The sequence below is a fragment of the Staphylococcus arlettae genome (assembly GCF_025560845.1).
Taxonomy (GTDB): domain Bacteria; phylum Bacillota; class Bacilli; order Staphylococcales; family Staphylococcaceae; genus Staphylococcus; species Staphylococcus arlettae.
The window spans coordinates 1,381,964-1,394,647 of sequence record NZ_CP094803.1; the positions used below are offsets into that span (position 1 = coordinate 1,381,964).

Annotated in this window: 11 protein-coding genes and 1 riboswitch; of the genes, 9 read left to right on the top strand and 2 right to left on the bottom strand. The window is 33.0% G+C overall.

Features of this window, described 5'->3' with window-relative positions; translation table 11 throughout:
* Nucleotides 1–115: 115 nt before the first annotated feature.
* The 3 genes from MUA37_RS06730 (at nucleotide 116) to MUA37_RS06740 (ending at nucleotide 3,404) form a co-directional block, all read left to right on the top strand.
* Nucleotides 116–841, top strand: a complete 726-nt coding sequence (locus tag MUA37_RS06730; protein WP_021458761.1) for a response regulator — start codon at nucleotides 116–118, stop codon at nucleotides 839–841.
* On the top strand, nucleotides 825–2,573 hold the full coding sequence (locus MUA37_RS06735) for a cell wall metabolism sensor histidine kinase WalK (RefSeq protein ID WP_262624393.1): 1,749 nt from the start codon (nucleotides 825–827) through the stop codon (nucleotides 2,571–2,573). The genes MUA37_RS06730 and MUA37_RS06735 overlap by 17 nt, the downstream gene beginning before the upstream one ends.
* 78 nt (nucleotides 2,574–2,651) lie before the next feature.
* Nucleotides 2,652–2,788: riboswitch (FMN riboswitch) on the top strand.
* Between the two features lie 70 nt (nucleotides 2,789–2,858).
* Nucleotides 2,859–3,404 carry an ECF transporter S component gene (locus MUA37_RS06740; protein WP_002511196.1) on the top strand — a complete coding sequence of 182 codons (546 nt, stop codon included), beginning with the start codon at nucleotides 2,859–2,861 and terminating at the stop codon, nucleotides 3,402–3,404.
* Between the two features lie 391 nt (nucleotides 3,405–3,795).
* Here the strand turns inward: MUA37_RS06740 and MUA37_RS06745 are convergent, their stop codons facing one another.
* Nucleotides 3,796–4,044, bottom strand: coding sequence for a ferredoxin (locus MUA37_RS06745; protein ID WP_021458763.1), 249 nt, complete (start codon nucleotides 4,042–4,044; stop codon nucleotides 3,796–3,798).
* Nucleotides 4,045–4,154: 110 nt separating this feature from the next.
* Between MUA37_RS06745 and MUA37_RS06750 the strand changes: the two genes are divergently transcribed.
* The 4 genes from MUA37_RS06750 to ypdA all read left to right on the top strand — a co-directional run bounded on the left by MUA37_RS06750 (nucleotide 4,155) and on the right by ypdA (nucleotide 9,364).
* Nucleotides 4,155–5,114, top strand: coding sequence for a helix-turn-helix domain-containing protein (locus MUA37_RS06750; protein WP_002511194.1), 960 nt, complete (start codon nucleotides 4,155–4,157; stop codon nucleotides 5,112–5,114).
* Entirely contained in the window at nucleotides 5,104–6,483 is a 1,380-nt protein-coding gene (locus MUA37_RS06755) for a RecQ family ATP-dependent DNA helicase (protein WP_002511193.1), read from the top strand. Before MUA37_RS06750 ends, MUA37_RS06755 begins: the two co-directional genes overlap by 11 nt.
* A 140-nt stretch (nucleotides 6,484–6,623) precedes the next feature.
* Nucleotides 6,624–8,216 carry a LysM peptidoglycan-binding domain-containing protein gene (locus MUA37_RS06760; protein ID WP_262624394.1) on the top strand — a complete coding sequence of 531 codons (1,593 nt, stop codon included), beginning with the start codon at nucleotides 6,624–6,626 and terminating at the stop codon, nucleotides 8,214–8,216.
* Between the two features lie 161 nt (nucleotides 8,217–8,377).
* The gene (ypdA, locus tag MUA37_RS06765) at nucleotides 8,378–9,364 is read left to right on the top strand and encodes a bacillithiol disulfide reductase YpdA (protein WP_204171451.1); all 987 of its coding nucleotides are present in this window, start codon (nucleotides 8,378–8,380) and stop codon (nucleotides 9,362–9,364) included.
* Nucleotides 9,365–9,406: 42 nt separating this feature from the next.
* Here ypdA and MUA37_RS06770 read toward each other — a convergent pair whose 3' ends face one another.
* Nucleotides 9,407–10,381: an asparaginase gene (locus tag MUA37_RS06770; RefSeq protein WP_262624395.1), complete on the bottom strand. Its 975-nt coding sequence runs from the start codon at nucleotides 10,379–10,381 to the stop codon at nucleotides 9,407–9,409.
* Nucleotides 10,382–10,460: 79 nt separating this feature from the next.
* On the opposite strand from MUA37_RS06770, the gene cmk reads away from it, so the two are divergent.
* Nucleotides 10,461–11,120: a (d)CMP kinase gene (cmk, locus tag MUA37_RS06775; RefSeq protein ID WP_002511189.1), complete on the top strand. Its 660-nt coding sequence runs from the start codon at nucleotides 10,461–10,463 to the stop codon at nucleotides 11,118–11,120.
* 303 nt (nucleotides 11,121–11,423) lie between these two features.
* On the top strand, nucleotides 11,424–12,605 hold the full coding sequence (gene rpsA, locus MUA37_RS06780; protein WP_002511188.1) for a 30S ribosomal protein S1: 1,182 nt from the start codon (nucleotides 11,424–11,426) through the stop codon (nucleotides 12,603–12,605).
* The last annotated feature ends 79 nt before the right edge of the window (nucleotides 12,606–12,684 follow it).

The window sequence follows — 12,684 nt, forward strand, 5'->3', positions numbered from 1 at the left end:
AGCAAAATCTTTGAGAAAAACTTCACAAACTTGTTCTGTTTGTGAAGTTTTTCGTTAATTACTGTGATATAATACAATTAAATTATAAAGTAATCATGTGTGGGAGGTATTAAACATGCCAAACGAAATACTCGTCGTAGATGATGAGGATAGAATCAGAAGATTATTAAAATTATACTTAGAAAGAGAATCTTTTGAAATTCATGAAGCGAAAGATGGTAAAGAAGCATTGGAAATGGCTATTCACCATGACTATGCTTGTATCTTATTAGATTTAATGTTGCCAGAAATGGATGGTATAACTGTCGCTTCTCGACTAAGAGAATATAAGGAAACACCTATTATAATGCTTACTGCTAAAGGCGAAGAAACGAATCGTGTTGAAGGCTTTGAATCTGGTGCAGATGATTACATTGTTAAACCATTTTCACCTCGCGAAGTTGTATTACGTGTCAAAGCATTGCTGAGACGTACTCAAGTAGCACACACAGAACAAAGTGAACCACATGCTAAGGATTTGATTGAATTTGATCATCTGGTGATAGATAATGATGCACATCGTGTTTTAGCTGATGACAAAGAAGTGAATTTAACACCTAAAGAGTATGAATTATTAATCTTTCTCGCTAAAACTCCAAATAAAGTTTTTGATCGTGAACAACTATTAAAAGAAGTTTGGCATTATGAATTTTATGGAGATTTACGAACTGTAGATACTCATGTCAAACGTCTTAGAGAGAAATTGAATCGTGTCTCTAACGATGCGGCTCATATGATTCAAACTGTGTGGGGTGTAGGCTATAAATTTGAGGTACAAACAGACAATGAATCGACTGAATAATGTTGTCATAAAACTGTGGTTAACTATTATCTTTATAGTAACGACAGTTTTAATTTTATTAAGTGCCGCTCTCATCACTTTTATTCAATCATACTTCACACAAGAAACTGAAAACTCTTTACTTGAGGACGCTAAACAAATTAGCCAACTTGTCGCAGATTCCGATAATAAAGACATTGCTATTGAACATAGTCGCAAGTTAATTGAAGGACCAGTGGGCTTAATTATTATGCCTGATAAAGACAAAGCACAATCCAATAAAAATCAAATCAAAAAACAAATGTATGAAATTATACAAACAGACAAAGACTATCAACAAGTATTTGATGACGGTAAACAAAAATCTGAACATATTAATATTACCGTTAATGGAAAACAACGTACTTATGTGCTTATTGGCTATCCAACTCAGCATATTTATGGCCAGTCGGACAGTAAATATAGCGGTGTATTCATCTATCAAGACTTAAAAAGTATAGAAGAAACAAATAATGCTATTACTGTCATTATTCTTATTATTGCTGTTATTTTTCTTGCTATTACTACTGTCTTTGCATTCTTTTTATCTTCAAGAATCACTGAGCCATTAAGACAGTTACAAACACAAGCACTTAAAGTATCACAAGGCGAGTATACCCAAACGCCTCCAGTAAATTCCAAAGATGAAATAGGCGAGCTATCACGCGCATTCAACACAATGAGTTCTGAAATTCGACAACATATCGAGGCCTTATCATCTTCCAAAAATATTAGAGATAGTCTCATTAACTCTATGGTTGAGGGTGTTTTAGGTTTTAATGATAAACGAGAAGTTATTCTGTCTAATGAAATGGCTCGAGATATTATTCACTCTATGGATGAATACAGCTCAGAAAAACTAGATCAACAAAATGAGCGAACATTAAGAAATAAAACGACACAATTTGAAGAATATGAAATTAACACCCGTTATTTTGTTATAATAATGAGTTATATTGAACAAATTCAACCTGATGGCCGCAGTGGTATCGTTGCTATTATTCGTGATATGACTAATGAGCATAATTTAGATCAAATGAAAAAAGATTTTATCGCTAATGTATCACACGAATTACGAACACCAATCTCACTGCTTCAAGGTTATACTGAGTCCATAGTCGACGGTATCGTAACTGAACCTGAAGAAATTAAAGAGTCATTATCTATTGTATTGGATGAAACTAATCGTTTAAACAGATTAGTCAATGAGTTGTTAAATGTTGCACGTATGGATGCAGAAGGTTTAACAGTCGAAAAAGAGCTACATTCTATAGATGAGTTATTAGAAAAAATGCAACAAAAATATAAACAACAAGCAATTGATTTGCAATTAGAAATGTATTTAAATGCTAACACTGGTGGTCAATATTGGTTATTTGATTTAGATCGAATTGAACAAGTACTGACAAACTTAATTGACAATGCTACTCGTTACACTGAATCAGGTGATGTTATTACTATTAATTATGGCGAAACTGACACTGAAGATATCTTATATATCAATGATTCAGGTACAGGTATCGCACCTGAACATTTAAACCAAGTATTCGATCGATTTTATAAAGTTGATACATCTAGAAAGCGTGGTAAACAAGGTACTGGTTTAGGCTTATTTATTTGTAAAATGATTATCGAAGAACATGGTGGTAACATATCAGTAAAAAGCGAACTAGGCGTTGGAACAACGTTTATCATTAAATTACCTAAAGCATAATTAATTATTAATCTATCTTGAGCAATAGTATTGTTTTTAACCGAGTAATAAGCTATGATATATCTATAAAATTTGTATATTCATCTTCGGGGTAGGGTGCAAATCCCAACCGGCAGTAATCAAAGCCTGCGACCCATATTGTTGTTTTTAGACAATATGGCTGATCTAGTGAAAATCTAGAGCCGACAGTAAAGTCTGGATGGGAGAAGATGGAGGATTTAGGCATTTTATTTAGCATTTTTCCTCCTATTCGAAGTAAGATGAATGGAAGGAGAAAACTAAATAATGCGTAATAATCAAAAAAAGCTTATCACTATAAGTATGTTAAGTGCGGTAGCGTTTATTTTAACTTTTTTAAAGTTTCCTATACCATTTCTGCCACCGTATTTAACATTAGATATAAGTGATGTACCTGCACTATTAGCAACTTTCACACTTGGACCTGTAGCAGGTATCATTGTAGAGTTTGTTAAAAATTTACTTAATTTCTTATTTAATATTGGGGATCCAATTGGTCCTATGGCAAACTTTTTTGCAGCAACATCATTTTTAGTGGTTGCTTATCTTGTAGCTAAAAATAAACATAATACTAAATCCTTAATTATTGGATTAATCAGTGGCACAATTGCTATGACGATAGTCTTAAGTATACTCAATTACTTTGTATTGTTGCCACTATATGGCATGATAATGAATTTAACAGACATTATGCATAATTTGAAAATTATTATTGTTTCTGGTGTTATACCATTCAATATTATTAAAGGTATTGTAATTTCAATTATCTTTATCTTATTATATCGTCGTCTTAGTAAAGTGATAGAATCATAAAAAGTGCACGGGATATAAATATTTCTGACTAAAAAATAAACGTCAATTTCTATTAAGAAGATATAGAAATTGACGTTTATTTTAGTTTTATGAAATTTTCTAGCTCGCTGTACTATTTTCTTTCGTATATATATTACCATTTAGGAACACCAAATTTTACTTTATGGTATTGATTTTGAAATGTGCTGACGCCCTGAGGAATAGTATAAGTGAGAGACTACAGGCTCGAACCATACCCTAGGCAAGCATGCACGGTCAAAATCGTAGGTTTTAAATATAAGAGGAGACTGGAACGAATCAATGTTGTCCCAGCCTCCTCTTATTTTGAGAATAAGGATTTACGTCCCATTCTCAATTCTTACCGTGATTGTCAATCGTCATCAACAAGCACTTATTCAAATTTTAAAGCATCCCCATCAAATGGTTCCTCTTCAATTTTAATAGAATCTGTTGGACAACCTTCCAATGCATCTTCCATATCTTCATATAATTCTTCAGGCACTTGCGCTGTGCCTTGGTTGTCATCAAGTATAACATATGCTATACCTTCGTCATCGTAGTCATATATATCAGGGGCAGCGGCGCCACATGCACCACATGCTATACATGTATCCATATCTACTATCGTATATTTAGCCATTTCTTTCGCCTCCTTTGACAAAAATGCTACAATAATATCATACCTAATATTGTAATCATCCCATTTATTTTTTTCAAATGTTTTTGTTTAATAAATAAGAGGAGTAAAACATGTATAATATATTAAATTTTGTGCATTCGCAAGCACATGATTACAAAACTCAAAAAAGCATATTTAATATTATCACAGGCAAAAAGTCTCATCAAACCTTTTTTGATGCTTCTAGCCAACATCTACTATCATTTTATCATAGTTTACCCAACTTAAAATATCAGTCATTCGAGCGAATTTTAACGGAAACTAATGATAATCATACTAATTTAACATTAAAGTGCAACAATAAGCATACCTATGACAGTATGCGTAACACTTTTAATGCCTTACAATTACTTATCCAAACTATTTCGTGTGATATACACAAATTTTACCAATTCACACCAGTATCTCAACAACTACAAGTTCAAAAACAGGTTAAAAAACTATTTAATACTATTAAAAAGCAACAAGAAACAGATAATTTTCTAGCCGAACTACAACAATTGTTGACTGCCATTCATGATACAAACGGTAAAACTTACATACATTATTATTTACAAGGCTATAATGAAAGTATGTATACGCGACAACAAGTTAGTTTAATAGAGAATATCCCACAACATCTTTTAATGGAGTTAGAATACAATGATTTAGTTGAGATGGTTACCCAATTAGAGAATAATTCAAAATATCCATTACTTCATCAACTCGTTTTGCATCCACCTTTATTAAATAAAACTGAACAAACTTTGCACAGTATACTGGCGCAGCAATCTTTAAATGATATTTTACGAGAGCAAAACGTCAAAATAAATACAATTGAAGATCACCTCATTGAATTATTTATCAAAGGTTATTTATCTGATTATGAAACATATGTAACTACTCAAATGATGGGGGACTTTAGTCACTACTATCCTGAGCATTCAAATGAACGATTGAGAGATATGAAAGCAAGATTTTCTGATTTAAGTTATTTCCAACTTAAACTACTGATTGTCGGTTATCAAAGAGGTGAACTAAATGCTACATAAGGCACTAAAAACTTGGTTTGGTTTTGATCATTTTAATGAAGGACAAGAAGAGATCATTACAAGCGTTTTAAAAAATCAACCTACATTAGGTATTTTACCAACAGGAAGTGGCAAAAGTTTATGTTATCAATTGCCAACTTATATCAAAAGACAACCAACACTTATCGTTTCACCCTTAATATCCTTAATGGATGACCAAGTGAGTCAAATGAAAGCACAAGGAGAATCATCTGTCAGTTGTGTACATTCTGGGATGGACGCTGAAGAAAAACGTCAAAACATCGACAAGTTATCATCTAGTCGCTTTATCTTTTTAAGTCCCGAATTCTTATTACAAGGTACTAATATTAAGCTCATAAAAAATATAAATCTCGGCATGATTGTCTTAGATGAAGCACATTGTCTATCTGAATGGGGCTATGATTTCCGACCTCATTATGCATTAATTAGAAAGGTAACAAAATACTTTCCACAAGCTACATTGTTAGCGTTAACTGCTACAGCTCAACCTTTTTTAATCGATGATTTAAATGATATGTTGGAAACAAAGTTCCATCAAATTAAAACAACTATGAATCGAAATAATATTATGTTGTCTCATAAAAATTTTAGTAACGATGACGAAAAATTAACATGGCTATTACCGTTTATAGAAAATTCTGGGCCCACAATTATTTATGTATCTTCTAAAAAAATGTGTGCCACTCTTGCACATGCTATATATGAACATGGCTTTTTAACTGGAATATATCATGGAGATATGTCTTACCAAGAAAGGCATACTGTTCAACATCAATTTATTAACAATGAAATTCCGGTTATTGTAGCTACGAGCGCTTTTGGTATGGGAATTAATAAAAAAGACATAAGAACTATTATTCATTATCATTTACCAACGAGCCCCTCAAACTATTTACAAGAAATAGGAAGAGCTGGTAGAGATGGTACTTTAAGCCAAGCGATTAGTTTATATCAACCAGACGATAGTTTCTTATTAGAAACCTTGTTGTTTACTGACGCCATATCAGAAAATGATATTCAATTATTTGAACTTGGTGAATTAATTGATATGAATAAGCATGAAATATTAACAGTGTTAAATGAAATATATACAATCCAAACGCTTAAACGTATCTTTAACACAGTATTTCGACGAAAACAGTTAAGCTATTATAGAATGCTTGGTTATATAAATCTTGATCAATGTCGAAGAAAATACTTACTAGAATTTTTTGGTGAGTCATTTATTAACAAGCCCACTTATTGTTGCGATATAGACAGTGAAGAATTAGACCTAAAACAATTAAATAGAAAAAAAGTAAAACGAAAAATGGATTATTTAGAAAAATTACAAAGTTTGTTCAAATAAATGAGTAATTGCTTTACTTCACTTTTTTAATCAAGCTATAATAAAGCATATAACAAGTATAATTTTATTTTCATTAAATTGTTATACATATCTACCATTGTATAGGGTATAGCTTTGTATGCAAAAAAGCAAAAGGAAGGATGAGCGGTTTGTCTAATAATAATTTTAAAGATGATTTCGAAAAAAATCGTCAATCTATTGACCCGAAAGAACATCTAGATACAGATAAAGCGAAAGGTTCTGTAGACAATGAAACGGAAAAAGTCACAGATAAGGCTGACGAGCAATTTCCACCAAGAAATTCACAGCGTAGACAACGTAGTCGTAGTACTGCTACAAATCAACCAAATTCAGAACAAGACACTGTGAATCAAGAAGATCATGATGAACAACATCCTACAACAGACAACAACGATTCAGATGTAGAACGTCAACATGATGAACATGATACTGACCGTGATGCGCAACAGGACTCAAACAATGAGCCTGATTCACAAGATGAATCAAGTAACAACAAGAAAAAAGGGGCCGCTGTTGCAGGTAGTGCTGCTGCTGTTGGCGGAGGTGCTTACGCTGCCAAAAAACATCATGACAACAATCAAGAAGGGCAACACGATGATGCTCAATCACATGATGATAGTGATAAACAGCAAGATCAAGAGAACAAGCAGGTAGATTATCAGCAGCAAAATGATGACAATGACACCAATAATGATTCTAAAAATCATAAAGGTAAGAAAGCTGGTGCTGCAGCCGCTGCAGGTGCGGGAGCTGCTGGTGTAGCTGGTGCGAAATCACATGATAAAGATAACAGCAAACAACAAGAATCAAACAAAAATGAATCAAAAGATGGAAAAGGTAAGAAAGCCGGTGCAGCCGCTGCAGGTGCTGGTGCTGCGGGTGGTGCTGCTGCCGCTTCCAAAGCTTCACATTCTGGTGGTAATGGAGGCAATGGCTCCGCTGGCAATGGTGGCAACGGATCCGGTGATAATAGTCAACATGATAACGACGGCAAGAAGAAAAAAGGACTACTTGGTAAATTATTGCCTATACTTGCCGCGATATTAATTTTAGCAGCTATTGCTATTTTTGCAGGAATGGCTTTAACTGGTAACAATGATGATGGTAATAGCGATAACGACAATAAAGTTGCAAATAAATCAGACGATAAAGATAAAAATGCTGATGACAAAGACAATAGCAAAGATAAAGACAAAGCTTCAGATAGTGAAAATGACAATGATTCAAACAACGAACAATCATCAGACGAAAACAATAATGGTGATAACGCAACATCTGATGATTCTAATGCTAATGATTCAGCTAACAACTCAAGCAATTCAAGTGACTCAAGCAACTCACAATCATCAGACAAAGATGGTCAAAGCACTGCTAACACTAGTGGCGAAAATGCTAGCGATGCTAGTAATGCTGGTAGTTCTTCTGATCAAAATAGTCAAAGTCAATCACAACAAAGTCAGCAAAGCTCTGATAATCAACAATCAGATCAAGCAAACAGTAATACGTCCGATTCTACAGACGATAGTAGTCAAGCCACAAACAATGATTCACAAGGTCAACGTACACATGTTGTAAATGGTCAAAACTTATATCGTATTGCTATTCAATATTACGGTGAAGGCTCACCAGAAAATGTTGAAAAAATTAGAGAAGCTAATGGTATCTCAGGCAATGACATTCATAATGGTCAACGTCTAGTAATACCTCAATAATGAAAATGAAAGACCGAGCAGTAATTGCTCGGTTTTTTTTGTGCAATTTTAATATAAGTTTTATAAAAATTCAGCGACTTGCAACACAATTTCATTTCGATTATTTGGATTTTTCTATACTATTGGTATAATATATTAGTGGTTAAAGGAGGCAGACAATAATGCAAACTGTAGAAAGCATAATTATCGGTGGTGGCCCATGTGGTTTAAGTGCCGCAATCGAACAAAAGAAAAAAGGAATCGAAACATTAGTAATAGAGAAAGGTAATGTTGTAGAAGCTATTTATAATTATCCTACACATCAAACATTTTTCTCATCCAGTGATAAATTAAGTATTGGTGATATTCCTTTTATTGTAGAAGAAAGTAAACCACGTAGAAACCAAGCATTGGTTTATTATAGAGAAGTAGTAAAACATCATCAACTTAATATTAATCCTTTTGAAGAAGTATTAACTGTTAAAAAAATCAATAATCGTTTTACTATTACAACAACTAAGGATGTATATCAGTGTCGCTTTTTAACTGTCGCAACAGGTTACTATGGCCAACATAACCAGTTAGAAGTTGAAGGTGCAGAATTGCCTAAAGTAAATCACTACTTTAAAGAAGCTCATCCTTACTTTGGACAAAACGTGGTTATTATTGGTGGGAAAAACTCTGCGGTTGATGCGGCTTTAGAATTAGAAAAAGCGGGCGCACACGTTACCGTTTTATATCGAGGTCAAGATTATCCTAATGCTATTAAACCTTGGATATTACCAAACTTTGAATCATTAGTGAGAAACGAAAAAATCAATATGGTATTTAATGCTCAAGTAACCAAAATTACAGAAACATCTGTTCAATATGAAAACGATGGTCACACATATGAAATTCCAAATGATTACGTCTTTGCAATGATTGGATATCATCCCGATTATACTTTCTTACAATCTATTGGTATCGATATTAATACTAATGAGTTTGGTACTGCTCCCGTATATAACAAAGAAACATTTGAAACAAATGTAATCAATTGTTTTATCGCCGGTGTGATTGCAGCAGGAAATGATGCAAATACAATATTTATTGAAAATGGTAAATACCACGGCGGTATAATTACTCAAAGTATTTTAACTAAAAAGCAAACACCTTTAGAATCTTAAAAAAAGCTAGTGTCTTATAATATATAGACACTAGCTTTTTTATTATAATTGTGATTCAAAATATTTCTTTAATTGTTCATAAGACAAATTATTACTTAGGCCAACTAATAATTTTAACCTAGCTTTAGGACCGTTTAGACCATTTGAGAAAATAACACCTTTTTGTTCTAATGTTGCTCCGCCACCTTCATATGCATAAATGGGGCCGACTATACCATTAAAGGAACGAGAAACTAATACAATTGGAATGTTTTTAGCTAAACATTGTTGCAAACCTTCTAAACATGTAGGAGGTAAATTACCTTGTCCTAATGCCTCAATGATAATTCCATCAACATTCTCATTACTATAAAATGATAACACATCACTTTTCATTCCCATATAAGCTTTGATTAGAGGAATATTGAGTTCAGCATTAATATTATTTAAGATCATATGGTCATATGGGCGATGATGAAACTGAACACTATTTTTAGTAATAACACCTAATGGACCGTGGTTAGGACTTTGGAACGTATTAGTATTAGATGTGTGTGTCTTTGTCACGTTTCTTGCAGTATGAATCTCATCATTAAAGACAACCATAACACCATTATTTGCTGCTTCATCTGTAGATGCTACTCGAATAGCGGAAATAAAATTATATAAACCGTCTGAACCAATTTCATTTGATGAGCGCATAGCTCCAGTAATCACAACTGGTTGTGTTATATCCATTGACAAATCTAGCAAATAGGCAGTTTCTTCTAATGTATCAGTGCCGTGAGTAATTACATAACCATCATATTCATGTGTACTGTGTGCTTCTTCAATTATTTGTTTCAATTGTTGGATATGATGAATTTGTATATGTGGTGATGGTACATTCATTGGGGTTATTTCGGTTACATCTGCATACTTTTCAATTACCTCTGCGTGATTTGATATTGGATTATTAGCATTGGTAACAACTTGATTTGACTCATCTTGCGACATACTAATAGTACCGCCTGTATGGATGACAAGAAGATTTTTCATGACTGCATTCCTCCTATTTATAAACTACGTATTTATGATAAAATATAATTCATAATACAACAAGGAAGGGTTTCGTACAATGAATTTAATTAATATTGCATTAGATGGACCAGCAGCAGCTGGTAAAAGTACAATTGCTAAATTAGTAGCAGCTAAGTTAGCAATGATTTACGTAGATACAGGTGCTATGTATCGCGCTATAACATATAAATATTTACAACAAAATAAGCCAGAAGATTTTGCCAAGCTAATTGCATCAACAACATTGTCTTTAACGTATGATGAAGACAAAGGCCAACGCATTATACTTGATGACAATGATGTAACTGATTTCTTACGAGAAAATGATGTTACAAATCATGTATCATATGTTGCTTCAAAAGAGCCTGTAAGAACTTTTGCCGTAAAAAAACAACAAGAACTTGCGAATAACAAAGGTATTGTCATGGATGGGCGAGATATCGGTACTGTCGTTTTACCAAATGCTGATTTAAAAGTTTATATGATTGCTTCTGTAGAGGAACGCGCAGAACGTAGACAAAAAGATAATGAACTAAGAGGCATCGAATCAAATATCGAACAACTAAAAGCTGAAATTGAAGCGCGAGATCATTATGATATGAATCGTGAAATTTCACCATTAAAAAAAGCAGACGATGCACTGACTTTAGATACTACAGGTAAATCTATTGAAACAGTAACTAACGAAATTTTAGAAATGGTCAATAATATTAAATAAATAAGTCAATTAAATTAATTTTCATAGTTGATTTATAGAATTTCGTCTTTTTTTTCAAAATTTTCTTATTCTACGTTTATAATTTAATTAAAATAGGGTACTTAGAAACTATATGTTTCAAAAATTGCAAGAATAGTTTAATTCGTTTTGTTATATACTACTAAAATAATTGATAAATTGTGGAGTTCTAACTTCACTTTTACATAGTTTTTATACAAAACATGGGTTGCTGTGGTATTTCTTGACAATTTGGTTACTTTGTAAGATGTTATAATTATGTAGTGTAATAAGGAGGCAGACAAGATGACTGAAGAATTTAATGAATCAATGATTAATGACATTAAAGAGGGAGATAAAATTACTGGTGAAGTTCAATCATTAGAAGACAAACAAGTGATTGTCCATGTCAATGGCGGTAAATTTAACGGAATTATCCCAATTAGTCAATTATCAACACATCATATCGATAATCCAAGTGATGCGGTAAACGTAGGTGATGAAATTGAAGCATATGTTACGAAAGTCGAATTAGACGACGAAAACGAAACAGGTGCTTACATTTTATCTAAAAGACAACTAGAAACAGAGAAATCTTATGACTATTTACAAGAAAAACTAGATAGTAATGAAACTATTGAAGCTAAAGTTACCGAAGTAGTTAAAGGCGGTTTAGTAGTAGATGTTGGACAACGTGGGTTTATTCCTGCTTCATTAATATCAACTGATTTCATTGAGGATTTCTCTCATTTTGATGGACAAGTTCTAGAATTAAAAGTCGAAGAATTAGATCCAGAAAATAATCGTGTCATTCTTAGTCGTAAAGCTGTACAAGAAGTTGAAAATGCTAAAAAGAAAGATCAACTTCTCCAATCACTAACTGAAGGTGATGTCATTGAAGGTAAAGTCGCACGATTAACTAACTTTGGCGCCTTTATTGATATTGGCGGTGTTGACGGTTTAGTTCACGTATCTGAATTAGCACATGAACATGTTAAAACACCTGAAGATGTAGTTGCTATTGGCGACGACGTTAAAGTTAAAATTAAATCTATAGATAAAGATAGTGAACGTATTTCCTTATCTATTAAAGACACTTTACCTAGCCCGTTTGAATCTATCCGTGGCGAATTCAATGAAGGTGATATCATTGAAGGTAAAGTCGTACGCTTAACTAGTTTTGGTGCTTTTGTGGAAATTAAAGCTGGTGTGCAAGGCTTAGTTCACATTTCAGAAATAAGTCACAAACATATCGGTACTCCAGGCGAAGTATTAGAAGCTGGTGACATAGTGAGTGTCAAAGTCCTTGGTGTCGATGTCGAAAATGAACGTATCTCTTTATCAATCAAAGCAACATTACCAAATGAAGATGTTGTCGAAAGTGATGATGAAACGACGAAATCATATTTAGATACAAGTGACGATGAAGAAGACAATCCTACATTAGGAGATGTATTTGGAGATAAATTAAAAGACTTCAAATTTTAAAGTTTTCAATTAAATATTAAACTTAAATCTTGTCCTGATTGACAGAAGGGCAAGATTTATTTTATGTTCAAAATTATAA